Raw genomic sequence first — 25,858 nt, 5'->3', positions numbered from 1 at the left:
CCGCTGTGCGCCGGGAGCTCAGCCCCGGGTGGAGTAGCGCTGCGGCTCACCGGGGTCGAAGAGCTCGGCCAGATGCAGCGCCCGCACGTCGGCCAGGTCCGCGAGCTGGTGTCGGCAGGAGAACCCGTCGGCCAGCACGACACCATCGACCAGGTCCCGGACCGCCGGCAGCAGGGAGGTCTCCGCGACCGCCACCGACACCTCGTAATGACCCGCTTCCATCCCGAACGCGCCGGCCAGGCCGCAGCAGCCATCGACCTTGCGGACCTCGGCGCCGGCGGCCTTCAGCAACGCCTCGTCGGCGGCCCACCCGAGCACCGACGCGTGGTGGCAATGCGGTTGGGCCACGACTGTCTCGCCGGTCAGGTCCGGCGGCGACCACGCCCCCGCCTCGAGCCGCTCGGTCAGCACCTCGGCCAGGGTCCGCACCCCCGCCGCCACCTCAGCGGCCCGCGGATCGTCGAGGAGCCGGACCGCGTCCTCCCGCATCGTCGCGGTGCACGACGGCTCCAGCCCGACCACCGGGGTGCCGGCGGCGACCAGCGGGTGCAGGTCGTCGACCGCCGCCCTCATCCGGGCCCGTGCCTGGTCGAGCTGCCCGGTGGCCACCCAGGTCAGCCCACAGCATGCCTGCGGCCCGACCACGCCGACCCGCAGCCCGGCCGAACGCAGCACCCGCACCGCGGCATGCACGGCCTGCGGGGTCATCCCGGCAGTGATCGAGTCGGCCCACACCCAGACCTCGGGGTCGGAATCGCCCACCGGCAGCCGTCCGCGACCCAGCGCCGGCAGTCCACGCTGGGGGTCGATGCCGGCCGACGCCTTCGCCACCCGGGCCAGGAACGGCACCCGGATCGCCGCGTTGACCAGCGGCGCCACCGGCCTGGCCAGGCGCAGCCAGCGCGGCAGCGCGCCGAGGGTGCGGTGGGTGCGTGGTCGCCGTACCCCGGCCACGTCGTGGACCTGATGCAGCACCTCGGACTTCCAGGTGGCCACATCGACGCCCGTCGGGCAGTCGCTGGCGCACCCCTTGCAGGCCAGACACAGATCCAGCGCCTCGGTCACCGCCGGGTCGGTCAGCCCGTCGACCAGCGAGCCGTCCAGCGCCTCCTGGAGGACCCGGGCCCGGCCGCGCGTGGAGTCCTTCTCCTGCCCCGTGGCCAGGTACGACGGACACATCACCCCACGAGGGTCCGGGGCCACGCACTTGCCGACGCCGGTGCACCGATGCGCCTGGTCGGTCAGCGGCTCCATCCGCAGGCCCAGCGCCGGCTCCTGCCGGGGCCGAGGCGCACGCAGGTCCTCGTCGAACGGATCGGGATCGACCAGCACCCCCGGGTTGAGCAGGTTGTCCGGATCGCAGATCGCCTTCACCCGGCCGAACAGCGACAGCGAGGTGTCGTCGTACATCAGCGGCAGCAGGGAGGAGCGGGCTCGGCCGTCGCCGTGCTCACCGGAGAGACTGCCCCCGTAGTCGGCCAGCCGTTCCGCGCAGGCGCGCATGAAGTCACCGAAGAGTTCGACGCCACCGGGGTCGCGCAGCGGGAAGTCGATCCGGGCGTGCACGCAGCCGTCGCCGAAGTGGCCGTACGGCAGCCCTCGCAGTCCATGGTCGGCGAGCAGGGAGTCGAAGTCCCGCAACCAGGCGCCCAGGTTCTCCGGCGGCACCGCGGCGTCCTCCCAGCCCGAGTACGCCGGCGAGTCCAGGCTGACCGCGGCCAGGCCGGCGCCGTCCTCGCGCACCCGCCACAGGGCGGCCTGAGCGGCCCGATCGGTGATGACCCGCTGGTCCAGGGCGCCGGCCGCGGCAGCGACCCGCGTCAGCACGTCGGAGGCGTCGGCGCCGGCTGCCTCGACATAGAGGTAGCCCTCGCCGCGAGGCAGCTCCGGCACCGCCGATCGGCGCCGGGCCAGGTCCACGATCGCGGCGTCCAGGCCCTCACAGGCGACCAGCCGACCCTCGCCGGCGGCCAGGATCGCGGGCACCGCGTCGGCGGCCTCCGGCATCGTCGGATACCCCAGCACCAGCAGGTGTCGCACGGGTTCGTCGGGCACCAGTCGCACGCGTGCGCCCAGGACGATCCCGAGCGTGCCCTCGGAGCCGACCAGGAACCGGTCCAGCCGCTGCTGCTCCGGCAGCAGGTGCTCCAGGGAGTAGCCGCTGACCTGCCGGGAGAACCGGCCGAAGCCGGTGCGGATGTGGGCCAGGTGCTCGGCCGCGAGGCCGGTGAGCGCGGCCCCGGCCGGACCGTCGTACGACGCGTCGAGAACCGCCCGCTCGCCGGTGCCGAAGAGCACGTCGAGCCGCTCCACGTTGTCGCTGGTGCGGCCGTAGCCGAGCGCCCGCGAGCCGCAGGCGTTGTTGCCGATCATCCCCCCGATCGTGCACCGGGTGTGGGTGGAGGGGTCCGGGCCGAAGCGCAGTCCGTGCGCGGCGGCGGCCTTCTGGAGTCGGGCGTGCACGACCCCGGGCTCCACCTGGGCGGTGCGGCTGTCGGGATCGATGGTGAACCGGGCCAGGTCACGGGTGTCCACGACGATGCCCGGGCCGATGGCGTTGCCGGCGATCGAGGTGCCGGCGCCGCGCATGGTGACCGGCACGCCGAGGACGGTGGCGGCGTCCAGGATGACCGGCAGTTCGTCGACGTGCGCCGGTCGGGCCACCACCTGGGGGAGCACCCGGTGCAGGGAGGCGTCGGCGGAGTAGAGCGCCCGGGCCAGCGTCGAGTCGTCGACGCCGCTGACTCCGCGGCGGGTCAGTTCGGCGGCGAGGTCGCTCGCATCGTGGGGGCTCACGGCTGTCCTGCACTCTCGTTCGCGAGGCCGAGGGCGAACTCGACCAACGGCACTATCGGGCGTTGGCCCACCTCGGAGATCGGCACCCACTCGACGGCGTCGGTGGTCCCGTCGGACTCCACCACACGGGGTGTAGCGCCGTCGACGGTGGCGGCGAAGATCAGGCCGATGCCGTGGAAGTCCTCCTCCCGGCCGGTGGGCGCGACGCCGGTGAAATGATGATGGTGCACCCCGAGCAGGCCGGTCGGGGACCCGGTCAGCCCGGTCTCCTCCGCGATCTCACGGATCAGCGCGGCCTCGGGCGGCTCGCCATGGTCGATGCCACCGCCGGGCAACGTCCAGGCGCCACGACCCGGGCCCTTGCTGGAGATCCGGGTGAGCAGCACCCGGCCGTCGCGTTCGATCCAGGCGTAGACGGCGAGTCGTTGCCGCTGGGCGATACGGTGCTCGGCCAGGGCGCGTCGTACCAGCGGAACGGTCGGCACCTCGCCCGAAAGCACCTCGGCCACCGGGATCCAGCGGGACTCGACGGTCGACCCGTCGACCTCCTGCACCTGCGGCTCGGGCGCGTCCGGGGCCACCCAGCCCTCGTAGACGATGCGCAGCGCGTGCGCGTCGACCTGCCTGCCGTCACGCCAGGTCTCGGGCATGTGCACCGAATGCAGGTGGGCGGAGTCGGTCACCGTGACCCGCAGCCCGGTCTCCTCCCGCACCTCCCGGACCACGGCGTCGCGGGGGTGTTCACCGTGCTCGAGGCCACCACCGGGCAGGGTCCATCGCTCGGTCGGAGTGACCCGTGGAGCCAGCCTGGACAGCAGGATCCGGTCGCCGCGCAGGATGACGGCGTACGCCGCGACCCGTTGGAAGCGAGGCAGGTGGCTCATGGCTGACGAGCCTAGCCTCCCGGCCGCTGACTCCACCCGCCGCCGGTACCAGACCCAACTCGATGCGGATGGGGCCCAACTCGATGCGGATGGGGCCCAACTCGGCGGGGCAGGGGTCAGGCGAACGGGGGCCGGGCGTCGCGGGCGACCGACCGGCGGCCCGCCCAGCGCCACACCCGGGCCGCACGGTCCCGGTCCTCGTCGGTGACCAGGTTGCCCATCCAGCGCAGCGCCAGCGTCATCAACCACTCCGAACGCATCCCGGCCGGGCCCAGCGCAGCCACGATCTTGGGGTTGGTGGCGATGCCGGCCACCCGGCGGGCGATCGAGAACGACTCGCCGTAGTGATCGCGCAACAGTGCCGGCCAGACCCGGTCCAGCTCGGTCTGCTCGGTCAGCAGTTCCGCAACCAGTCGGCCGGTCTCGAGTCCGTAGTCGATGCCTTCCCCGTTGAGGGGGTTCACGCAGGCGGCGGCGTCGCCGATCAGCGCCCAGTTGGGGCCGGCGACGTTCGACACCGCACCGCCCATCGGCAGCAGCGCGGAGGTGGGGGCGCGCAACTCCTCACCGAGGCCGAACTCGGCCCGGCGCTGATCCGCGTAGAGGCTCATCAGGGGGCGCACCGCCAGGTCGGCGGGACGCTTGGCCGAGGCCAGGGTGCCGACGCCGAGGTTGACCTCACCGGAGTCCGCGCCGAGCGGGAAGATCCAGCCGTAGCCGCTCAACACCGCACCCTCGGCGTCACGGAGCTCCAGGTGTGAGCTGATCCACGGGTCGTCGGCGCGGGTGGAGGTCACATAGCTGCGTCCGGCGACGCCGTACACGGTGTCGCGGTGCCACTCACGACCCAGGACCTTGCCCAACGGTGAGCGGACGCCGTCGGCGACCACCAGCCGCTGGCAGCCGATCTCGACGGTCTCGGTATCGCCGTCCGCGTTGGTACGCCGGAACCGGACCGCCCGCACCCGGCCGTCGACGAGCACCGCGTCGACGGCCCGCAGCCCGTCCAGCGCGGCAGCACCGGACTTGATCGCACCCGAGCGGAGGTGGTCGTCGAGTTCGGTGCGCGCGACCGCCGACCCCCAGGACGGCAGGTGGCCGCCCGGCCAGGGCAACTCGAGGGTCTGACCGAAACCTTGCGCCCGTAGCCCCTGGTTGACCGCATGGGCTCGCAACCAGTCCGCCAGTCCGAGCCGGTCCAGCTCACCGATCGCGCGAGGCGTGAGCCCGTCGCCGCAGGTCTTGTCGCGAGGGAAGACCGCGGCGTCCACCAGCAGCACCTCGATGCCCAGCCGCGCCGCCCACGCCGCCGCTGCGGAGCCGGCGGGGCCGGCGCCGACGACGAGCAGGTCGGTCTGGGTCAGGGTCGCCTCGGTCACCCGCCGATTCTCTCAGGCACCCCCGCTCCCCCGACTTGGGCCCCATCCGCGCCGACTTGGGCCCCATCGACATCGACTTGGGCCCCATCCGGGCGGAATGGTGACTCCGACTTGACATGCGAAGTTTCTTATATAAGAATCTTCGCATGAGTGGCGACGTCGACTATGGGCCCGTCACCGAGTTCTTCAAGGCCCTCGCATCGCCAGTGCGAGCCGCCATCGTCCATCTACTCACCCAGCGACCGCACACGGTGACCGAGCTCAGCGACACTCTCGCGCTCTCCCAGCCGCTGGTCTCCCAACACCTCAAGGTGCTCCGCGATCACGCCTTGGTGATCACCGAACGGCAAGGCCGGCACACCGCCTATCGACTCGCCGACGAGCACGTCAGCCACGTCTTCCTCGACGCCCTACAGCACTCCCAGGAGGCACCACGATGAGCACGCACACGATGGCCGAAGGCCACGCCCACACCCACGGACCCGGCTGCGGGCACCTTGCCGTGGTGCACGGCGACCACGTCGACTACCTGCACGACGGCCACGTCCACCGTGAGCACGACGGCCACTACGACGAATGCGACACCTGCGCCTGCGCCGACTGCAACGACAGTTGCGCGGTCTGCGAATGCAACGACTGCACCTGTCCCACCTGCAACCACAATCTCTGCACGTGCGCCCACTGCGGCGGCGAGCCCTGCCGCTCCTGCGTGTGCAGCGACTGCACCTGCAGCACCTGCACGCACGCCGCCTGACCAGCCCCGCCCGCCAACGCGCCCCTTCGCCCGACGTACCCCTTCACCCAATGCGCCCAGCGCGCCGGCCGAACACCCTGATATCAGGGACTGCCGAACGTTGTCAGGGGTTGCAACACCTGACAACGTGACGAACACCCTGACATCAGGGTGTTCCGCCCAGGCGAGGGGCGCGACGGGCGGGCGATGACGGGCTGGGCATGATGGGCCCGTGACACGAGTACCGGTGGTGGCGCTGACGGGGCATCTGGGCGCCGGCAAGACGACACTGCTCAACCACCTGCTCCGCCAGCCCGGAGCCCGGGTGGGGGTCGTCGTCAACGACTTCGGCGAGATCAACGTCGACGCCGGCCTGGTGACCGGTCAGGTCGACGAGCCAGCCTCGATCGCCGGCGGCTGCATCTGCTGCCTCCCGGACGCCGGCGGCCTCGACGAGGCACTGGAGAAACTCACCCACCCCCGACTGGGACTGGACGTCGTCCTGGTGGAAGCCAGCGGGATCGCCGAGCCGGTGACCCTGGCCAGGCTGATCCGGTTCTCCGGGGTCGAACGGGTCCGCCCCGGCGGCGTGATCGAGGTGATCGATGCGGTGCAGTACTTCGACACCCTCGACACCGGCTCCGGCGACCCGCCAGCCCGCTTCGAGGTCACCACCCTGGTGATCCTCAACAAGTGCGACCTGCTGCCGGCCGACAGCCGGGAGCAGACGCTGACCGCCATCGAGGAGCGGATCCGGCTCCGCAACCCCTACGTCACCGTGCTGCGCACTTCGGGCTGCCGGATCGACCCCACTCTGGTGTACGACGCTGCCCTCACCGAGGACCCACCGGACCAGTTGCCGATCGGTGCGCTGCTGCGTGAGGCCGCGCCCGCGCACCACGTGCACGCCCAGGCTGTGTCCGCCCGGAGCCCCGGGCCGGTCGACCCGGGGCGACTGCTGGACCTGCTCGAGGATCCACCGACCGGCGCGTACCGGATCAAGGGCACCGTCGCGGTCCGCAGCGCCGGTCGGGTCCGCGGCTATCTGGTCAACGTGGTCGGTCGCTCGATCCATGTCAGCAGCCATCCCACGGTCGACGCCAGTGAACTGGTCGCGATCGGAACCCACCTGGACGGCGATGCTGTCCGGGCCCGCCTCGATCAGACCCTCCGCCCGGCCGGCGACGCCAACCCCGACGGCTTCCGGCGACTACAGCGGCGCCGCCGCCTCAGCCTCTGATCCTCCTCGCCGGCGAGCGTGGACCACGAGGTACGCCGCGTCCACGTACACCCTGCCCGTGGCATCGGCGTACCGCGCCAGGAACTCCTCAACCGCATCCATCATCGCCTCGGCCTGCTCCCCCGCCACGGCTTTCGCGGCGATGTGGGCCGGGGACACCCGCTCCAGCCACGCCCGGCCCCTGGCAGCCGACGGGAACGCCCAGGGCAGGGACACCTCCACGATGTCCACCTCGGCGAACACCGGCGCGAGCGTCTCCCGGAGGAACGCGGCAGATCCCCAGGGATTGTTCGGACGGCCCTCGACAGGCGGCAGGAAGGGCGCCATGGCCCGGGCCATCCCATCGATGTAGCCGCCCTCGGGCCAGGCCGTGAGTACGAGCTCACCGTCGGAGCGGAGCACCCGTGCGACCTCGGCCATCAGGGCAGGCACATCGGGGGCGAAGATCATCCCGAACGACGACGCGACCAGATCGATCGAGCCCGCATCCACCGGCTGGTCAGCCAGGTCGGCGACCGCCCACTCCACATCGTGACCGGCCGCAGCGGTGCCGGCCTGACCACGTGCCACCATCTGCTCGGCACCATCCGTGGCGGTGACCTGCCAGCCGCGCTCAGCCAGGCACAGTGCGACCGACCCGGTGCCGGCCGCGATGTCGAGGGCGCGGCGACTGCGGCCCGGACCCGCCGCGGCCGCCAGGGCTGCGGCAGCGGGCTGCAGCTTGCCGGCCAGCGCCGCATAGTCGCCCTGGTCCCACGGGTTCGACTGGCTCATGAGTCACTCCTCGCTGTGGCGGTCACCGCTGGAGCCGGACGTGGTGGTGGTCCCGGCTCGCTTCACCTGCGGGTCATCACGGTAGACCACCCAAGCTCGTGTGATCCGCGGCCCCAAATGCACGACGGGCCCCGGTCTCCCGGGGCCCGTCGTGTCAGCTTCTGCGTCAGTTCGAGAACGTGCCGCCGAAGTCGTAGTCGTCCAGGGCGACCGCCTCACCCGAGGGGGTGCCGAACTCGTACGAGTCGTAGGAGTCGTAGCCGGTGACCGAGTACGCCGCAGCGCGGGCCTCCTCGGTCGGCTCCACCCGGATGTTGCGGTACCGCTCCAGGCCGGTGCCGGCCGGGATCAGCTTGCCGATGATCACGTTCTCCTTCAGACCACGCAGCGAGTCCGAACGGCCGTTGATGGCCGCATCGGTCAGCACCCGGGTGGTCTCCTGGAACGAGGCGGCCGACAGCCACGAGTCGGTGGCCAGCGACGCCTTGGTGATGCCCATCAGCACCGGCCGACCCGAAGCGGGGGTGCCGCCCTCGGAGACGACCCGACGGTTCTCCTCCTCGAAGCGACCCCGGTCCACCAGGTCCGACGGCAGCAGGTTCGTGTCGCCCGACTCGATCACCGTGACCCGGCGCAGCATCTGCCGGACGATGATCTCGATGTGCTTGTCGTGGATGGCCACACCCTGGCTGCGGTACACCGCCTGGACCTCGTCCACCAGGTGCTCCTGGGCCCGACGCACACCGAGAACCCGGAGCACGTCCTGCGGGTCCGGCGTACCGACGGTGAGCAGGTGCCCCACCCCGATGTGGTCGCCGTCGGCGACGTTGAGCCGGGACCGCTTGGAGACCGGGTACTCGACCACGTCGGAACCGTCGTCCGGGGTGACCAGGACGGTCCGGGCCTTGTCGGTCTCATCGATCTCGACCCGACCGGCGACCTCACAGATCGGCGCCATGCCCTTGGGCGTGCGAGCCTCGAAGAGCTCCACCACACGAGGCAGACCCTGGGTGATGTCATCCGCGGAGGCGACACCACCGGTGTGGAAGGTACGCATCGTCAGCTGGGTGCCGGGCTCACCGATCGACTGCGCCGCGATGATGCCCACCGCCTCGCCGATGTCGACCAACTTGCCGGTGGCCAGCGAACGGCCGTAGCACTTGGCACACGTGCCGGTCTTGGCCTCACAGGTCAGGACCGAACGGACCTTGACCTCTTCGATCCCGGCGCTGATGAGCTCCTCAATCTTGACGTCGCCGATGTCATCACCAGCGCCGACCAGCCGCTCACCCGTGTCCGGGTGCTCGATGTCGACCGCCGCAGCCCGCGCGTACGCCGCGCTCTCGGCGTTCTCGTACTTGGTGACGAGGCCGGAGGCGTCCCGGACACCGATCCGCTTCGGCAGACCGCGCTCGGTGCCGCAGTCGTCCTCGCGGATGATGACGTCCTGGGACACGTCCACCAGACGACGGGTCAGGTACCCCGAGTCGGCGGTACGCAGCGCGGTGTCGGCCAGACCCTTGCGGGCACCGTGGGTGGCGATGAAGTACTCCAGGACGGTCAGGCCCTCCCGGAAGTTCGACTTGATCGGCCGCGGGATGATCTCGCCCTTCGGGTTGGCCACCAGACCACGCATCGCAGCAACCTGCCGGATCTGGTTCATGTTGCCCGACGCACCGGAGTCGACCATCAGGTAGATCGAGTTGGCGCGGTCGAAGGTCTCTTCCATCGCCTTCCCGACCTCGCTGGCGGCCTGGGTCCAGATCTCGATGAGCTCCTGGCGCCGCTCGTCGTCGGTCACCAGACCTCGCTCGAACTGCTTCTGGACCTTCTCCGCCTGCTTCTCGTAGCCGGCGAGGATCTCCGCCTTGGCCGGCGGCGTGGTGACGTCATCGATGGAGACGGTGACCCCGGACCAGGTGGCCCAGTGGAAACCGGCGTCCTTGAGGGCGTCCAGCGAGGTGGCCACGTCGACCTTGGAGTACCGCTCCGCGAGGTCGTTGATGATCGCGCCGAGGCGCTTCTTGCCGACCTCCTCGTTGACGTAGCGGAAGTTCGCCGGCAGCGCGTCGTTGAAGTGCACCCGACCGAGCGTGGTGTTCAGCAGCAGCGGGTCGCCCGGCTGCCAACCTTCGGGCAGTACGGCGTCCTTGGGAGGCACGATGTCGGCGAACCGGATGTTCACCTTCGACTGCACACTGATCTCGCCACGGTCGAAGGCCATGATCGCCTCGGCCGCCGAGGAGAACGTGCGACCCTCGCCGGGCTCACCCTCACGGTCGGTGGTGAGGAAGAACAGACCCACGATCATGTCCTGCGACGGCATCGTCACCGGACGGCCGTCGGACGGCTTCAGGATGTTGTTCGTCGACAGCATCAGGATCCGCGCCTCGGCCTGGGCCTCGGCGGACAGCGGCAGGTGCACCGCCATCTGGTCACCGTCGAAGTCGGCGTTGAAGGCGCCACACACCAACGGGTGGATCTGGATCGCCTTGCCCTCGATCAGCTGCGGCTCGAAGGCCTGGATGCCGAGTCGGTGCAGCGTGGGGGCACGGTTCAGCAGCACCGGGTGCTCGGTGATGACCTCTTCGAGGACATCCCACACGACCGGTCGAGCGCGCTCCACCATCCGCTTGGCGGACTTGATGTTCTGCGCGTGCGACAGGTCGACGAGGCGCTTCATCACGAACGGCTTGAAGAGCTCCAAGGCCATCTGCTTGGGCAGACCACACTGGTGCAGCTTCAACTGCGGGCCGGAGATGATGACCGAACGTCCCGAGTAGTCGACGCGCTTGCCGAGCAGGTTCTGACGGAACCGGCCCTGCTTGCCCTTGAGCATGTCGGAGATCGACTTCAGCGGGCGGTTGCCCGGACCGGTGACCGGTCGACCACGACGACCGTTGTCGAACAGCGAGTCGACGGCCTCCTGGAGCATCCGCTTCTCGTTGTTGACGATGATCTCCGGGGCGCCGAGGTCGAGCAGTCGCTTGAGTCGGTTGTTCCGGTTGATCACCCGTCGGTACAGGTCGTTCAGGTCGGAGGTGGCGAACCGGCCACCGTCGAGCTGGACCATCGGGCGCAGCTCGGGCGGGATGACCGGGACAGCGTCCAGGACCATGCCGATCGGCTGGTTGCCGGTCTTGCGGAACGCGTCCACGACCTTGAGGCGCTTCAGGGCCCGGACCTTGCGCTGACCCTTGCCGGTGGCGATGGTCTCGCGCAGGCTCTCGACCTCGGCGTCCACGTCGAAGTCCTGCAGGCGCTTCTGGATCGCGGTGGCGCCCATGTGGCCTTCGAAATACTTGCCGAACCACATCTTCATGTCGCGGTAGAGCAGTTCGTCGCCCATCAGGTCCTGGACCTTCAGGTTCTTGAACGTGTCCCAGACCTCGTCCAGGCGCGCGATCTCGTTCTCCGAGCGCTTGCGCAGCTGCGCCATCTCACGCTCGGCGCCGTCCTTGACCTTGCGCTTGGCGTCGGCCTTGGCGCCCTCGGCCTCGAGTGCCGCGACGTCCTCTTCGAGCTTCTTCGCACGCTCTTCGATCTGTCCGTCGCGACGCTTCTCCAGGCGCTCCCGCTCCATGCCGACCTTCGCCTCGAGCGAGGACAGGTCCCGGTGCCGGGCGTCCTCGTCGACGGAGGTGATCATGTGCGCCGCGAAGTAGATGACCTTCTCCAGGTCCTTCGGGGCCAGGTCGAGCAGGTAGCCGAGCCGGCTCGGCACGCCCTTGAAGTACCAGATGTGGGTGACCGGAGCCGCGAGCTCGATGTGGCCCATCCGGTCCCGACGCACCTTGGAACGGGTCACCTCGACGCCGCAGCGCTCACAGATGATGCCCTTGAACCGGACGCGCTTGTACTTGCCGCAGTAGCACTCCCAGTCCCGGGTGGGGCCGAAGATCTTCTCGCAGAAGAGGCCGTCACGTTCGGGCTTGAGGGTTCGGTAGTTGATGGTCTCCGGCTTCTTGACCTCGCCGTGGCTCCAGTTGCGGATCTCGTCCGCGGTGGCCAGGCCGATCTTGAGCTGGTCGAAGAAGTTGACGTCGAGCACTTCTATGTTCCTCTTCCTTCTCAGACTTCTTCGACGGTGTTGGGCTCACGGCGGGACAGGTCGATGCCCAGCTCTTCAGCGGCACGGAACACGTCCTCCTCCGCATCGCGCATCTCGATGGTGGAGCCGTCAGCCGACAGCACCTCCACGTTGAGGCTCAAGGACTGCATCTCCTTGACCAACACCTTGAACGACTCGGGAATCCCGGAGTCGGGGATGTTCTCGCCCTTCACGATCGCCTCGTAGACCTTCACCCGGCCCGACACATCGTCGGACTTGATGGTGAGCAGTTCCTGGAGTGCGTAGGCGGCGCCGTACGCCTCCATGGCCCACACCTCCATCTCACCGAACCGCTGGCCACCGAACTGGGCCTTACCGCCCAGGGGCTGCTGCGTGATCATCGAGTACGGGCCAGTGCTGCGCGCGTGGATCTTGTCGTCCACCAGGTGGTGCAGCTTGAGGATGTACATGTACCCGACCGAGACCGGCGCCGGGAACGGCTCACCGGAACGGCCGTCGTACAGGTTCGCCTTGCCGTCGGAACCGACCATCCGGTTGCCGTCGCGGTTGGGCAGGCTGGCACCCAGCAGGCCGGTGATCTCGTCCTCGCGGGCACCGTCGAACACCGGGGTGGCGATCCGGGTGTTCGGCTCGGCGGTCTCCGCGTGGATCTTGATCAGCCGCTGCTTCCACTCCGAGCTCTCGGGGTCGCCGGAGAGGTTGAGGTCCCAACCCTGCTTGGCCAACCAGCCGGTGTGCAGCTCCAGCACCTGACCGATGTTCATCCGTCGCGGCACACCGAGCGGGTTCAGGATCACGTCGACCGGGGTGCCGTCCTCCATGAACGGCATGTCCTCGATCGGCAGGATCTTGGCGATGACACCCTTGTTGCCGTGCCGGCCGGCGAGCTTGTCACCGATCGAGATCTTGCGCTTCTGGGCCACGTAGACCCGGACCAGCTGGTTCACGCCGGGCGGCAGTTCGTCGCCGTCCTCGCGGTTGAACTCGCGGACCCCGATCACGGTCCCGGTCTCGCCGTGCGGCACCTTCATCGAGGTGTCGCGGACCTCGCGGGCCTTCTCACCGAAGATCGCGCGGAGCAGCCGCTCCTCGGGCGTCAACTCGGTCTCCCCCTTGGGGGTCACCTTGCCGACCAGGATGTCGCCGGTGGTCACCTCGGCGCCGACGCGGATGATGCCGCGCTCGTCGAGGTTGGCGAGCAGTTCGTCACCGACGTTGGGAATGTCCCGAGTGATCTCCTCGGGGCCCAACTTGGTGTCGCGCGCGTCGACCTCGTGCTCCTCGATGTGGATCGAGGTGAGCACGTCCTCCTGCACCAGGCGCTGGGACAGGATGATCGCGTCCTCGTAGTTGTGGCCCTGCCACGACATGAAGGCGACGAGCAGGTTGGTGCCCAGGGCCATCTCGGCCTGGTCGGTGGACGGGCCGTCGGCGATCGGCGTACCGACCTCGACCCGGTCACCGGTGTTCACCAGCGGGCGCTGGTTGATGCAGGTGCCTTGGTTGGAGCGACGGAACTTGGCCAGCCGGTAGGTCTGGTAGGTGCCGTCGTCGTTCATCACGTCGACCGAGTCCGCAGTCACCTGCTGGACGACGCCGGCGTTCTTGGCCAGCACCACATCTCCGGCGTCCACCGCGGCGCGGTACTCGATGCCGGTGCCGACCAGCGGCGAGTCGGGCCGCACCAGCGGCACCGCCTGACGCTGCATGTTGGCACCCATCAGGGCGCGGTTGGCGTCGTCGTGCTCCAGGAACGGGATCAGCGCGGTCGCCACCGACACCATCTGGCGCGGCGAGACGTCCATGTAGTCGACCTCGTCGCCGGGGACCTCGGAGACCTCGCCGTCGCGCTGCCGGACCAGGACCCGGTCCTCAGAGAAGCGGCCGGTCTCGTCGAGCAGCGCGTTCGCCTGGGCGATGACGAAGCGGTCCTCGTCGTCAGCGGTCAGGTAGTCGACCTGGGTGGTGACGACACCGTCGACGACCTTGCGGTACGGCGTCTCCACGAAGCCGAACGGGTTGATCCGTCCGTACGACGCGAGCGAACCGATCAGGCCGATGTTCGGGCCTTCCGGGGTCTCGATCGGGCACATCCGGCCGTAGTGCGACGGGTGGACGTCACGGACCTCCATGCCGGCGCGGTCACGGGACAGACCACCGGGACCCAGTGCCGAGAGCCGCCGCTTGTGGGTCAGACCGGCGATCGGGTTGGTCTGGTCCATGAACTGCGACAGTTGCGAGGTGCCGAAGAACTCCTTCAGCGCCGCGACCACGGGTCGGATGTTGATCAGGGTCTGCGGCGTGATCGCCTCGACGTCCTGAGTGGTCATCCGCTCGCGGACGACGCGCTCCATCCGGGCCAGACCGGTGCGCAGCTGGTTCTGGATCAGCTCGCCCACGGTGCGCAGGCGACGGTTGCCGAAGTGGTCGATGTCATCGGCGGAGAGCTGGATCGTGCCGACCGGCGCCTCGAGCTCGGTGCGGCCGTCGTGCAGCGCGACCACGTAACGGATGGTGGCGACCACGTCGGCGATGGTCAGCGTTTGCTGGTCGAACGCCTCGTTCAGGCCGAGCTTCTTGTTCACCTTGTAGCGACCGACCTTGGCCAGGTCGTAGCGCTTGGGGTTGAAGTAGTAGTTCTTCAACAGGGTGAGCGCGGCCTCGCGGGTGGGCGGTTCGCCGGGACGGAGCTTGCGGTAGATGTCCAGCAGCGCCTCGTCGGGGCCGGCGGTGTGGTCCTTCTCCTCGGTCAGCTGGATCGACTCGTACTCACGGAACTCGGCCATCACGGCCTCGTAGTCGTAGTCCTCGCCCAGGTCCTCGGCGACGGCGGCGAGCGCCTTGAGCAGCACGGTGACGTTCTGCTTGCGCTTGCGGTCGAGACGAACGCCGACCAGGTCGCGCTTGTCGATCTCGAACTCCAGCCACGCACCGCGCGACGGGATCACCTTGGTGGTGTAGATGTCCTTGTCGGAGGTCTTGTCCGGGGTGCGCTCGAAGTAGACGCCCGGGGAGCGGACCAGCTGCGAGACGACGACGCGCTCGGTGCCGTTGATGATGAAGGTGCCCTTGGTGGTCATCATCGGGAAGTCACCCATGAAGACCGTCTGACCCTTGATCTCACCGGTCTCGTTGTTGGTGAACTCCGCGGTCACGTAGAGCGGCCGGGAGAAGGTGAAGTCCTTCTCCTTGCACTCGTCCTCGGTGTACTTGGGGTCGACGAAGACCGGGTTCTCGAAGGCCAGAGACATGGTCTCGGAGAAGTCCTCGATCGGAGAGATCTCTTCGAAGATCTCCTCGAGGCCGGACTTGGGACTGACGTCCTCGCCTGCCTCGATTCGGGACTGGACCTGGGCGTCCCACTCATCTCCACCGACGAGCCACTCGAAACTCCGCGTCTGGAGGTCGAGCAACTGGGGGATTTCGAGTGGTTCTTCGATCTTTGCAAAGGAAATTCGGCGGGAGTTGCCAGAATTGGTGGGCGAGGCCAAGACCTGTCCTTGTCGATGATCGTGCGAACGGCAGGCGACTGCCAACCACCGCATCGATCATCCGGGCAGGCCGACGGGCATCTGAGGACAGGCGCAAAGATGCACGATAGCCCACATCCGGGCAGCACGCAAACTGCGGGTCTGAACCGCCCCATGATCATGAACGGCCAGGCCGCTCAGGTCAAGCGTCAGGGCCGCTTCAGCGGGCAGCGACCTGCTCGGCGCAGTGCCCTCACTCGCTCCCGGTGCTCATCTGGTCGACCCGCCAGGCGTCGCCAACCCGCTCCAGGGAGACCGTCACGTGGTCACGGAAGATCCGCGGCTCCGGGTCGCTCCGACTGGTCACCGCACGATCGAGGAGCACGAAGACCTGCGCCGTGGTCGAGGAGATGCGGATCAGCCCTGAGCCGAGCACCACCGACTCCACCCTCGCCCCCAGCTCCGGCGCGTTCTGGGCGACGATCCCGTCGAAGAGTCGGTCGTACTCGCGCGCGAAATCCTCGGTCAGGTACTCCTTCGCCGCGGCCCGATCGTCGTCGAGGCGGGTGGCGTCGTAGGAGAGGACCACGGCCATCGCCTGCTCGGCGGAGCGCTGCGCCTCCGCAGCAGCGGTGTCCGGGTCGCCCCCGTCGCGGGTGAACCAGAGCGCCGCAGCCGCAATGAACATCACCGCGGCCGCCGCGAACAGCCCGACCACCAGCCACCGGGGAAGCGTCCTTCCAGTCCTCGCCGCGGCGACGGCTGCGTCCTGGTCGGCCTCAGCCGCAGCGGCGTCTGCGGCCATGAGGGGGCCGTCAGCCGGGGACTCGGGTGCTGGCTCGGGTTCGCTGGGGACCAGGGTGGCGTCGTACGCAGCCCGGCGATCGGGGTCCAGCAGCACCTCGGCGGCCGCGTTGGCGGCACGGAAGCGGCCGTCGGTCGGCTCCAGGTCCGCGATCATGGCCTTCCACGCGTCCCGGATGGTCTGGGCGTCGGCGTCGGCGTCGACTCCCAGTACGTCGTACCAGCTCGGGGTCACGGCTGCTCCCCCTCGTCCTCGGGGGCCTCGTCCTCGGGTGCCTCGTCCTCGGGGGCCTCGTCCTCAGGCGCCTCATCCTCGGGAGTCTCGTCGTCAGGGTCCTCGGGGTCGCCGTCCGGCTCGTCGCCCGGTCCCGGCTCCTCGGGCTGCTCGGGCGCGGGGCGGCGCCATGTCGACCCGGTGATCGGCTCGAAGTCGTCCACCAGCCACACGCCGCCGATCTTGACCAGAGTCACCTGCAGCCGGAACGCGGACGGGGCCAACGCCTCGCCGTCGCCGTAGGAGTCGGTGAAGGCGCCGGCGACCACGGCCACTGCGGTGTCCTCATCCAGCCGGGAGACACCGGCACCGAAGACCTCGGCGGTGCGCGACTGCTCGGCCTGGACGACCAACTGCTCCACCACGGCCGCCTGCTCGGCGAACTCGGCGGCGAACTTGGAGGTGAGGAGTTCGGAGACGGCGCGACGGTACTCCGGCATCTCGCCGGCCTCGTTGACCTGGTCGGGTCCGTAACTGCCCATCAGCAGCAGGAACTCTTCGGCGCGGGCGATGACGGCATCGCGCTCATCCTGGAGCTCGACCGCAGCACTGCCGCGAGAGGCATCGACGACTCGCACCGTGGTCACCCCGATCAGGGTGGCCAAGGCCAGCCCGAAGGTGGCCACGGCGACGACCACGAGGGTGGCGGCGCCGCGGGCACTACGGGTCGGCGTGGTGGGGTCCTCACTCACTCCTGCGCGCTGAGCAGGGGCTGGAGGTACAACCACTTCCACGACTCCTCTCCCAGTGACCGTGGGGCCAACCTAGCGGAAGGGTCCTGAGCCGACTCGTGGATGGTCACCTCGCCGGTGATCGGGTCGTAGTGTCCGAAGACCGGAGCTCGGGGGGCGTGCTGGGCGCCACGCGGGTTCGACTTCGAGGCCGGCTCGGTGCAGCGCGCGTCCTCGTTCATCGGCCGGTTCCCGCCGTTCTGCGGAGGCCGCCGGTCGGTGCCCTCATAGCCTTCGTGGCAGATGTGCGGGTTCTCGGTGAGGATCATTCCGAAGTTCGCGTTCATCAAGCCGGTGTCCACCTCGGGGTCCACCACTGAGAAGCTGCCCTCGACCACCATCGGGTAGAGGATCAGGATCTGCTGGATGCCGTCGAGGTGCCGAACCACGACCTCGCCGGTGGTGACCAGGTTGTGGATGAGTTCGCCGAGGTTCTCCTCGTTGTCCTCGATCAGGGCGTTCAGCGCATTCGCCATGCCGCTGCCGCGGTTGATCACCCGGCGCAGGTCGTCGTCGGAGGCGACCAAGGAGCCGGTGAACAGGTTGAGGTCGCGGGCGAAGCTGCGGATCGCGCTGGCCGAGTCGACCTGGCCGCGAAGCACCACGTTGCTGTCCCGGATCAGGTCGCGGGTCAGCTCGAAGTTGTCGTTCGCCGTCTCGATGAACGAGTTGCCGGTGGTGATGATCTGTCGCAGCGACTCGCCGGCACCGCCGAACGCCAGGCCCAGTTCGCTGACGCTGGTGCGCAACGCGTCCTGGTCGACCGAGCTGACCGTGGTGGAGATGTTGGTGAGCAAGGTGGTGGTGCTGATCGGGATCTGCGTGTTGGCCCGGGCGATCGTGGACCCGTTCTCGAGGTACGGGCCGGTGTCGACACGAGGCTGCAGCTCCACGTAGTGCTCACCGACGGCCGACCTGTTGCCGACCAGGGCACGGGTGTCTGCGGGGATGTCGCGGTACTTCTTCTCGATGTCGAGGCGCACGTCGACCCCGTCGGCGGTCAGCTCCATGTGGCCGACCTTGCCGATCCGGACGCCGCGGTAGGTCACTTCGGCGTTCGGGAAGATGCCGCCGGAGTCGGCGAAGTGGGCGGTGACGCGGTAGTCGCTGTCGTAGAAGTACCGGTCCAACTTGGCGTAGCGAGCTCCGACGAAGCTGACACCGAGCAACGTGATGGCCACGAAGATCAGCAGTTGGATCTTGGTGCGTCGGCTGATCATCGGACCGCCTCCTCAGTGACCAGGGTGGGCACGAACAGACTGACCAGACCGGGGTGGTAGTGGCTCATCAGTTGTCCGTACGTCGGTCCGCGTTCGGGATGGATCGCACCGAAGCCGGCCCGTGGCAAGAGGTTCAGGATCGGATCGAGCAGTCCTCCCCCGGTGTCCCCGTTGCTGCTGCCGCCCAGGATCGGGTCGAGCAGACCACCGTTGCCGCCCGTGGGGCAGAGCCCGGGCAGCGGCACCGAGGCGCAGACCTGGTTGATCACCGCGTTGGGCAGGCCGGCGCAGGCGTCGACGGTGCGTTGCTGCAGGCAGGCGCTGATGGCGTTGAGGGCGTCCTCGCAGAGTTCTTCGAGGTTGGGCAGCGGTCCGTCGCTGGGGAGGTCGGCCAACTGGTGGCACTCGTCGGTGGGCAGTCCCGGCAGCGTCGGCAGGCCGTTGCGGAAGTCGAGGTCCAGCTGCACCGAGAGGTTGGTGTAGTCACCCATGTGCAGGTTGCGCGCCACCTGCGGGTCGCGGCCGACCACCTCGTCCACGAACGGATAGGCGTAGAAGACGTGGAAGACGTCGATGAAGTCGTCTCCCGCCTTGGCGAACTGACTCAGCACGGGGGTGAGCAACTCCAAGCTGCGCACCGTGTCCTGCTTGGTCACCTGGATGACCTCGACGCCGACATCGCTGAGCTCGTTGAGGGCGTCCAACATCTGGATGAGCGCCTCGCGCTGGGAGTCCAGGGAGCGCAGCGCGCTCGGCAACTCGGCCAGCGCCGCATCGATGGTGTCGACCTGGCTGCTCACCTGCAGCGAGAGGCGGTTCAGCGCCTCGATGGCGTGCACGATGTCGTCCTTGTTGCGGTCCAGGGTGCCCATGAACTCGTCGATCTGTCGGAGCACCGAACGCACCGAACCCTCGCGGCCCTCCAGGGCCAGGTTCAACTCGTGGGAGATCGTCTTCAGTTGGGCGACCCCGCCACCGTTGAGCAGCAGGCTCAGCGCGCCGAAGACCTCTTCGACCTCGGGGTTGCGGCCGCTGCGGTCGAGCGGAATGTGGTCACCGTCGGCCAACTCCCCGCTGGGCGCGGTCACCGGCGCCCCGAGGGAGACGAACTTCTCACCGAGCAGGCTGGTCATCCGGATCTCAGCGATGGCGTTCGCGGGCAGGCCGACATCGTTGCGGAGGGTCAACTCCAGTTCGGCGGTGTTGCCGACCAGGCGTACGTCGCTGACCCGACCCACCGAGATGTCGTTGACCTTGACCGAGGACTGCGGCACCAGGTCCAGCACGTCCGCGAACTCGACGGTGATCACCATCGGGTCCTTGCCGACGTCGGCTCCACCGGGCAGCGGCATCTTGTAGACATCGAAGCCACAGGCGCCCAGCAGCATGGCCAGCAGCGGCAGCAGGGCCAACTTGCGGAGGTTCGTCATCTCAGTTCCCCTCCACGAATCCGCCGAGCGTCAGGTCGAACGGCTGCTCGGGCTCCCAGCGGTACTCGCCGAAGGATCCGTCCCGGGGCAGGATCTGCTGGAGCAGGTCGCAAGCGGCTCCACTGGTGTCGGCCTGGTTGACCAGACCGCACAGGAAGATCCCCGGGTTGCTGGTGATCTCGTGGACCAGGTTGCCGACGTTGGCCCGGGTGTCCAGGGTGCCGGTCATCGGGTTGTAGGTGTGCGCCAGGTTGGTCAGCGCCAACGGTGCCACATGCAGGGTCTCGTCGAGGGCGTCGCGCTGCTTGACCAGGATCCTGGCGATCTTGTTGATCCCGTCGATGTTCTTTCCGAGGAGTTCACGGTTCTCTGCGACGAAGTCGGTCACGTGTCGCATAGCGACCGACAGGTTCCGCAGCGCCTGGGAGAGTTCATCGCGTTCTCCGGCCAGCATCGCCGACACCTGGGCAAGCGAAGTGTTGAAGTCCCGCACCGTCTGGTCGTTCTCCGCGAGGGTGGCGATGAACTGGTGCAGTTCGCTGGCCGCCCCGAAGAGCTCGTCCTTGTTGTTGTCAAGGGTGCCGCTGAAGGTGCCGAGGTCGTGGAGCATCTGGTTGAACTTCTCGCCCTCGCCCTCGAAGTTCGCTGCCGTGGTCTCCAGCAGCCGGGTGAGGGAACCGTCGCGGTTGGCGCCGTCGGGACCGAGGGCCACGACCAGGTGGTCGAGGCTCTGGTAGATCTCGTCGAGCTCCAGGGGGGTCCCGGTCCGGCTGGTGTCGAGCACCGCGCCGTCGGGGAGCACGTCCCCGCCGGTGTAGGGCGGAATCAGCTGCACGTACCGGTCACCGACGATCGACGGAGCGACGATGATCGCCTCGGCGTCGGCCGGGATCTGCACGTCGGCGTCGTACCGCATGGTCACCTCGACGGTGGTCCCGCTGGGCACCACCTTCTCCACGGTGCCAATGGCCACACCGAGCACCGCCACGTCGGATCCCTCGTAGACCGAGACGGTCCGGGGGAAGCTGGCGGTGACGGTCTTGGATTTGCTGCCGCCCAGGATCAGGATCCCGGCGGTGACCACCAGGACCAGCAGCACGCCGGGGACGAGTAGCTTCTTGAAGGTCTCCATCATCATCCGATCTGCGGCACGAATGGCCAGTTCTGGATGTAGGTGTCGAACCACGGCCCGTTGCCCAGCGTGTTGGCGAAGACCCGGTAGAAGGGACCCATCAACCTGAGGCTGTTGTCCAGGTTGTCCTGGTTCTTGAGCAGCACCTCGACCACGTTGTCCAGGTGGGTCAGTGCGGGCTTGAGATCCTCACGGCTGTCACGCACCAGCGAGGTGAGCTCACGGGAGAGTTGGCTGGTGGCGACCAGCAGGTTGTGGATGGAGTCGCGCCGAGCCACCAGGGCCCGGAACAGCACGTCCGCGTCCTCCATCAGGCCGATGATGTCCTGGTCGCGCTCGTGCAGGACCCCGGACACGATCCGCAGGTTCTTCAGCAGCGTGTTGATCTCGGCATCCTTGGCGGCGATGTTCTGGGAGAGCCGGGAGACGCCGTCCAGGGCCGCTCGGAACTCGGCCGGGGTGTTCTCGGTCAGATCGGCCAGCGTGTGTAGTGCCGCCGCCAACTGGTCGGTGTCGATCTCCTCGGCCACCTCGGCGAAACCGGTGAACGCCTGCACCACGTCGTAGGACGAGGTGGTCCTCTCCACCGGGATCACCGCGCCCTTGGCGAGCTGACCGTCACCGGCCGGCTCCAGCGCCATGTACATCTGACCGAGGATCGTGTTCACCTTGATCGCGGCGCGGGACTCGGTGCCGAAGTCGGACTTGGTGCGGATCCGGAAGCCGACCATCACCTGGTCGCCGTCGAGTTCGATCTCGGAGACCTTGCCGACCCGGACGCCGGCGATGCGGACCGTGTCGTCGACTTTGAGCCCGCCGGCCTCGGAGAACGCGGCGTAGTAGGTGTCGCCGCCGCCGATCACCGGCAGATCGTCAGCACGGAAGGCGGCCAGCATCAAGGTGCTCAGGACGGCGATGCTGGCCGCGCCGACCAGGATCGGGTTGCGTTCGCGGAAGGGTTTCATCCCAGATCACACCTGTCCGAGCCCGTGGCGTAGTCGACCGGAACGGTCAGTCCGGGCAACCTCACGCGGCCCTTGAAGTCGCAGAGGTAGAAGTTGAAGTAGGAGCCGTAGATCGCCGTGCGACCGACCTTCTCCAACTTGATCGGCATCACCTGCAGGGCCCGGTCCAGCTCGTCGGACTTGCGGTCGATGTTGCCGGCCAGCTTCCGCAACTCCCGGATGTCGTTGATGAACGGGTCCTTGATCTCGGTGACCAGATCGGCGGTCTCCACGGCGAGGATGCTGATGTCGTCGAGGGCGCCGAGGATGGCCTCCCGGTCATCCTTCAGGCCACTGACCAGTTCCCGGAAGGCGAGGATCAGATCGGTGAGCTCCTCGTCCCGGTCGGCGACGATGATCAGCACCTCGTTCAGGTTCACGATCAGGTCCGAGATGATCTGGTCACGGTCGGCCAGGGTCGAGGTCACCGACGCCGTGTGCCCGAGCAGCGACTGCAGGGTGCCGCCCTCGCCCTGGAAGACCTGGACGATCTCGTAGGACAGCTTGTTGATGTCGGCCGGCGACAGAGCCTCGAAGAGCGGCTTGAAGCCGTTGAAGAGGAGGGTCAGGTCGAGCGCCGGCTGGGTCTGGGTGATCGGGATCGTGTCGCCCTCCACCAACTCGGTGGTCTCGCCGGTCCCTGGGTTCAGGGAGATGTAGCGCTGACCGACCAGGTTGCGGTACCTGATCTGGGCCTCGGTGGCCCGGGTCACCGGTGCGTGCTCGGCGGCGGTGAATGTCACCAGCGCCCGGTTGCGCTCGTGGATCTCGATGTCCCTGACCACACCGACCTTGACCCCGGCCACCCGGACGTCGTCGCCCTTGACCACTCCGGTGGCGTCGGAGAACACGGCCTGATAGGTGCGGGTCCGCTCGAACGTCAGGTTGCCGATGACGATCACCAGCAGGCTGGTGGCCAGCACGGTGACGGTGATGAAGGCGACCAGGCGGACCAGGTCGCCGACGGTGCGCTTGTCGAGAACCCTCATCGCAGGTTCACCTCCGCTCCGCGAGCCATCGGGGCGAGCAGCAGCAGGCCCAGGTCAGGAACGTCCGCCGAGCCGACCCCGAGCACCGGGGAGAGGATGCTGCGGAGCAGTTCCGCCTCGGCCTCGCTGCCGACGAAGCCGGCCGCACTGTCCAGCAGCGCCGCGTCGAAGCCGGTGGGAACGCGGATGCTCCCCTTGCCGGTCGGCCGGTCGATGCCGTCGTCGAAGTTGCCGGGCCACGGAGCCTTGTTCTGCTGGTTGTACGGCGGGTTGGGCAGCGTGAGGCAGTCCGGTCCGTTCCGGGCTCCGTAGCGGGGAGCGTCATCGGGGGTGTAGCCGCGCGGCTGGACGGGCAACAGTTGCAGGTTGATGTGCAAGGTGTAGTTCCGGAAGGCCTCGGCGTTGTTGGCGGCGGAGGTCACCAGACCCTCCAGCAGGCAGGGGTAGATGGGCGAGTAGCGCTCCAGCAACCGAAGTTGCTGGACGCCGAGCCGGCCCAGCCGCACCATGTTGTCCCGGTTGTCGTCCAGGAACCTCTCCGCGGTGCCGGAGAAGGCGGCCACGTCGGTGAACAGCGTGTTGAGGCGCTGTTCACGCTCCTCGAGGGTGCCGAGGGTGACGATCTGGTTGCGCAGGATCTGGGCGATCTCGGGGAAGACGTCGGCGTACAGGTCAGCCATCTCGGCGGTGAGCCGAAGGTCCTCCACGAGCGGGTCGACCTGGGGGTTCATCCGCTTGAGGTAGCTGTCCAGCGTCTCCAGGTTGTCGCCGAGGTCGTTGCCCTGGCCCTCAAGAGCGGTGGCGATGGCGTTGAGCATCAGGTTGAGGTCGGCGGGCTGCACCGCGCGCAGCAGGGGGAAGAGGTCGTTGAGGACCTGCTCCACCTCGATCGCCACCTCGGTCCTGGTGATCACGTCGCCATCCTGCAACGCGGAACTGCTGGGGTCGCTGGGGATCACCAGGTTGACGTACTTCTCACCGAAGAGCGTCTTCGGTTCGATGGAGCCGGTGACGTTGCTCGGGATGGTGTCGATGTGCTCGGGGAAGATGCCGAGGCCGATCACGGCGCCGTTCTCCTCGGTGGTGACATCGAGGACCTCGCCCACGATCACCCCGCGCACCTTGATGTCGGCTCGCGAGGGCAACTGGAGGCCGACCTTGGAGGTCTCCAGGCTGACCCGTTCGAACGAGGCGAACTTGTTTGTGAACTGGGCCCAGACCAAGCCGCCGCCGATCAGCAGCAGCGCACAGAAGACCAGTCCGAGGGCATGGTGTTTGTTGAGTTTCATCGCGTCATCCCGCCAACCGCACCGTGGTGCTGGTGCCCCAGATCGCCATGGACAGGAAGAGGTCGATCACGTTGATCGCCACGATGCTGGTCCGCACCGCGTGACCGACGGCCACACCCACGCCGGCTGGTCCGCCGGAGGCCGTGTAGCCGTGGTAGCAGTGGATCAGGATCACCGTGACAGCGAAGACCAGCACCTTGCCGAAGGACCACAGCACGTCCTCGGGCAGCAGGAACTGGTTGAAGTAGTGGTCATAGGTGCCGGTGCTCTGTCCGAACGCCTGGGTGACCACGAGTCTGGTGGCGAAGTACGACGACAGCAGGCCGACGACGTAGAGCGGCACGATGGCGATCAGGCCACCGATGATCCGGGTGGTGACCAGGAACGGCAGTGACGGGATCGCCATCACCTCGAGGGCGTCGATCTCCTCGGAGATCCGCATCGCGCCCAGTTGGGCGGTGAAGCCACAGCCGACGGTCGCGGCGAGTGCGATGCCGGCCACCAGCGGGGCGATCTCGCGGGTGTTGAAGTAGGCCGAGACGAAGCCGGAGAACGCGGCGGTGCCGAGCTGGTCGAGGGCCGCGTAGCCCTGCAGCCCCACCTCGGTGCCGGTGAAGAAGCACATGGCGGTGATCACGCCGACCGTGCCACCGATGATCGCCAGGGAGCCGGAGCCGAGGGTGACCTCGGCCAGGATCCTCAGGATCTCCTTCTTGTAGCGGCGCAGCGTCCGCGGCGTCCAGGCGAGCGCCTTGACGTAGAAGGCGAGCTCCTCGCCGAGCCGGTCCAGGAGGCCGAGGGGCTTCTCGTAGACGCCCTTCATCGAGTTCATCGTCGACATGGCGTCAACCCCCTGTCTTCTGTGGCACGAGCTGGAAGTACAGGGCACTCATCACGAAATTGACCACGAACAGCAACAAGAACGTGATGACGACGGACTGGTTCACCGCATCACCGACACCCTTGGGTCCACCTCCGGCGTTCATCCCCATATAACAGGCCACGATCGCCGCGATCATGCCGAACACCAGGGCTTTCAGTAGCCCTTGCCAGATATCGGCCAGTTGCGCGAGCGCGGTGAAACTGGCCAGATAGGCGCCCGGTGTGCCGTCCTGGAGGACCACGTTGAAGAAGTAGCCGCCGGCGACGCCGACCACCGAGACCAAGCCGTTGAGGAAGACCGCCACCAGCATGCAGGCGAGCACCCGGGGCACCACCAACCGCTGGATCGGGTCGATGCCGAGCACCATCATGGCGTCCAGCTCTTCACGGATCTTGCGGGCACCGAGGTCAGCAGCGATCGCCGAACCGCCGGCACCGGCAACCAGCAGCGCGGTCGCGATCGGGCCGGCGTTGCGGACCACCGCGAGCACGGAGGCAGAGCCGGTGAACGACTCGGCGCCGAACTGCTTGATCAGTCCTCCGACCTGGAGGGCGATCACCGCACCGAAGGGGATTGCCACCAGGGCGGTGGGGATGATCGTCACCGAGGCGATGAACCAGGACTGCTGGAGGAACTCACGCAGCTGGAACGGACGCTTGAAGAGCGCGCGGATGACGTCGAGTGCGAAGGCAAAGAGCTTCCCGGCGGTGCCGATCGGTGCCAGTGCCTTGGCGGGGGTGAGGGTAGCCATTGT

General features: G+C 68.2%; 19 protein-coding genes. 3 read left to right on the top strand and 16 right to left on the bottom strand.

Translation table 11 applies throughout. The features are described from left to right. Positions 1–18: 18 nt before the first annotated feature. The 3 genes from JKG67_RS10700 to JKG67_RS10690 form a co-directional block, all read right to left on the bottom strand. Positions 19–2,796 (bottom strand): FAD-binding and (Fe-S)-binding domain-containing protein, encoded by a 2,778-nt coding sequence (locus JKG67_RS10700; protein WP_203337284.1) that lies wholly within the window; start codon positions 2,794–2,796, stop codon positions 19–21. Continuing rightward, positions 2,793–3,680: an NUDIX hydrolase gene (locus JKG67_RS10695; protein WP_203337283.1), complete on the bottom strand. Its 888-nt coding sequence runs from the start codon at positions 3,678–3,680 to the stop codon at positions 2,793–2,795. The genes JKG67_RS10700 and JKG67_RS10695 overlap by 4 nt, the downstream gene beginning before the upstream one ends. A 116-nt stretch (positions 3,681–3,796) precedes the next feature. Then, entirely contained in the window at positions 3,797–5,059 is a 1,263-nt protein-coding gene (locus JKG67_RS10690; RefSeq protein ID WP_203337282.1) for a geranylgeranyl reductase family protein, read from the bottom strand. Between the two features lie 146 nt (positions 5,060–5,205). On the opposite strand from JKG67_RS10690, the gene JKG67_RS10685 reads away from it, so the two are divergent. The 3 genes from JKG67_RS10685 (at position 5,206) to JKG67_RS10675 (ending at position 7,032) form a co-directional block, all read left to right on the top strand. Further along, a complete protein-coding gene (locus tag JKG67_RS10685) occupies positions 5,206–5,499 on the top strand; it encodes an ArsR/SmtB family transcription factor (RefSeq protein ID WP_203337281.1) in 294 nt (97 codons plus the stop codon). Then, positions 5,496–5,813: a hypothetical protein gene (locus JKG67_RS10680; RefSeq protein ID WP_203337280.1), complete on the top strand. Its 318-nt coding sequence runs from the start codon at positions 5,496–5,498 to the stop codon at positions 5,811–5,813. The genes JKG67_RS10685 and JKG67_RS10680 overlap by 4 nt, the downstream gene beginning before the upstream one ends. Positions 5,814–6,024: 211 nt before the next feature. After that, the gene (locus tag JKG67_RS10675) at positions 6,025–7,032 is read left to right on the top strand and encodes a CobW family GTP-binding protein (protein WP_203337279.1); all 1,008 of its coding nucleotides are present in this window, start codon (positions 6,025–6,027) and stop codon (positions 7,030–7,032) included. On the opposite strand, the gene JKG67_RS10670 is transcribed toward JKG67_RS10675, so the two are convergent. From JKG67_RS10670 to JKG67_RS10610, 13 genes are all read right to left on the bottom strand, one after another. Continuing rightward, positions 7,003–7,806 (bottom strand): methyltransferase domain-containing protein, encoded by an 804-nt coding sequence (locus JKG67_RS10670; RefSeq protein WP_203337278.1) that lies wholly within the window; start codon positions 7,804–7,806, stop codon positions 7,003–7,005. The genes JKG67_RS10675 and JKG67_RS10670 overlap by 30 nt on opposite strands. Positions 7,807–7,972: 166 nt before the next feature. Beyond that, positions 7,973–11,857, bottom strand: a complete 3,885-nt coding sequence (locus JKG67_RS10665) for a DNA-directed RNA polymerase subunit beta' (RefSeq protein ID WP_203337277.1) — start codon at positions 11,855–11,857, stop codon at positions 7,973–7,975. A gap of 20 nt (positions 11,858–11,877) precedes the next feature. Beyond that, positions 11,878–15,369: a DNA-directed RNA polymerase subunit beta gene (gene rpoB / locus JKG67_RS10660; protein WP_238998257.1), complete on the bottom strand. Its 3,492-nt coding sequence runs from the start codon at positions 15,367–15,369 to the stop codon at positions 11,878–11,880. A gap of 232 nt (positions 15,370–15,601) precedes the next feature. Continuing rightward, positions 15,602–16,387 carry a J domain-containing protein gene (locus JKG67_RS10655; RefSeq protein WP_203337275.1) on the bottom strand — a complete coding sequence of 262 codons (786 nt, stop codon included), beginning with the start codon at positions 16,385–16,387 and terminating at the stop codon, positions 15,602–15,604. Further along, on the bottom strand, positions 16,384–17,118 hold the full coding sequence (locus JKG67_RS10650) for a hypothetical protein (protein WP_203337274.1): 735 nt from the start codon (positions 17,116–17,118) through the stop codon (positions 16,384–16,386). Before JKG67_RS10650 ends, JKG67_RS10655 begins: the two co-directional genes overlap by 4 nt. Beyond that, complete coding sequence (locus tag JKG67_RS10645) at positions 17,115–18,377, bottom strand: MCE family protein (protein WP_203337273.1); 1,263 nt, start codon at positions 18,375–18,377, stop codon at positions 17,115–17,117. Before JKG67_RS10645 ends, JKG67_RS10650 begins: the two co-directional genes overlap by 4 nt. Beyond that, positions 18,374–19,807 (bottom strand): MCE family protein, encoded by a 1,434-nt coding sequence (locus tag JKG67_RS10640; RefSeq protein WP_203337272.1) that lies wholly within the window; start codon positions 19,805–19,807, stop codon positions 18,374–18,376. Before JKG67_RS10640 ends, JKG67_RS10645 begins: the two co-directional genes overlap by 4 nt. 1 nt (position 19,808) lies before the next feature. Next, positions 19,809–20,939 (bottom strand): MCE family protein, encoded by a 1,131-nt coding sequence (locus tag JKG67_RS10635; RefSeq protein WP_238998256.1) that lies wholly within the window; start codon positions 20,937–20,939, stop codon positions 19,809–19,811. A gap of 2 nt (positions 20,940–20,941) precedes the next feature. Beyond that, complete coding sequence (locus JKG67_RS10630) at positions 20,942–21,904, bottom strand: MCE family protein (RefSeq protein WP_203337271.1); 963 nt, start codon at positions 21,902–21,904, stop codon at positions 20,942–20,944. After that, on the bottom strand, positions 21,901–22,932 hold the full coding sequence (locus JKG67_RS10625; protein ID WP_203337270.1) for an MCE family protein: 1,032 nt from the start codon (positions 22,930–22,932) through the stop codon (positions 21,901–21,903). Before JKG67_RS10625 ends, JKG67_RS10630 begins: the two co-directional genes overlap by 4 nt. Next, a complete protein-coding gene (locus JKG67_RS10620; protein WP_203337269.1) occupies positions 22,929–24,221 on the bottom strand; it encodes an MCE family protein in 1,293 nt (430 codons plus the stop codon). Before JKG67_RS10620 ends, JKG67_RS10625 begins: the two co-directional genes overlap by 4 nt. Before the next feature lie 4 nt (positions 24,222–24,225). Then, the gene (locus JKG67_RS10615) at positions 24,226–25,053 is read right to left on the bottom strand and encodes an MlaE family ABC transporter permease (RefSeq protein WP_238998303.1); all 828 of its coding nucleotides are present in this window, start codon (positions 25,051–25,053) and stop codon (positions 24,226–24,228) included. Between the two features lie 13 nt (positions 25,054–25,066). Continuing rightward, on the bottom strand, positions 25,067–25,855 hold the full coding sequence (locus JKG67_RS10610) for an MlaE family ABC transporter permease (protein WP_203337267.1): 789 nt from the start codon (positions 25,853–25,855) through the stop codon (positions 25,067–25,069). Positions 25,856–25,858 lie beyond the last annotated feature (3 nt).

The organism is Nocardioides limicola (assembly GCF_016827675.1).
GTDB lineage: Bacteria > Actinomycetota > Actinomycetes > Propionibacteriales > Nocardioidaceae > Nocardioides > Nocardioides limicola.
The sequence above is the reverse complement of the archived record's forward strand: the minus strand, read 5'-3'. Positions and strand labels throughout refer to the sequence as shown.

Coding starts and splice junctions, on each gene's coding strand:
- JKG67_RS10695 (WP_203337283.1), bottom strand. CDS start 3,680: ATGAGCCACCTGCCTCGCTTCCAACGGGTCGCGGCGTACGCCGTCATC.
- JKG67_RS10685 (WP_203337281.1), top strand. CDS start 5,206: ATGAGTGGCGACGTCGACTATGGGCCCGTCACCGAGTTCTTCAAGGCC.
- JKG67_RS10680 (WP_203337280.1), top strand. CDS start 5,496: ATGAGCACGCACACGATGGCCGAAGGCCACGCCCACACCCACGGACCC.
- JKG67_RS10670 (WP_203337278.1), bottom strand. CDS start 7,806: ATGAGCCAGTCGAACCCGTGGGACCAGGGCGACTATGCGGCGCTGGCC.
- JKG67_RS10645 (WP_203337273.1), bottom strand. CDS start 18,377: ATGATCAGCCGACGCACCAAGATCCAACTGCTGATCTTCGTGGCCATC.
- JKG67_RS10640 (WP_203337272.1), bottom strand. CDS start 19,807: ATGACGAACCTCCGCAAGTTGGCCCTGCTGCCGCTGCTGGCCATGCTG.
- JKG67_RS10635 (WP_238998256.1), bottom strand. CDS start 20,939: ATGGAGACCTTCAAGAAGCTACTCGTCCCCGGCGTGCTGCTGGTCCTG.
- JKG67_RS10630 (WP_203337271.1), bottom strand. CDS start 21,904: ATGAAACCCTTCCGCGAACGCAACCCGATCCTGGTCGGCGCGGCCAGC.
- JKG67_RS10625 (WP_203337270.1), bottom strand. CDS start 22,932: ATGAGGGTTCTCGACAAGCGCACCGTCGGCGACCTGGTCCGCCTGGTC.
- JKG67_RS10620 (WP_203337269.1), bottom strand. CDS start 24,221: ATGAAACTCAACAAACACCATGCCCTCGGACTGGTCTTCTGTGCGCTG.
- JKG67_RS10615 (WP_238998303.1), bottom strand. CDS start 25,053: ATGAACTCGATGAAGGGCGTCTACGAGAAGCCCCTCGGCCTCCTGGAC.
- JKG67_RS10610 (WP_203337267.1), bottom strand. CDS start 25,855: ATGGCTACCCTCACCCCCGCCAAGGCACTGGCACCGATCGGCACCGCC.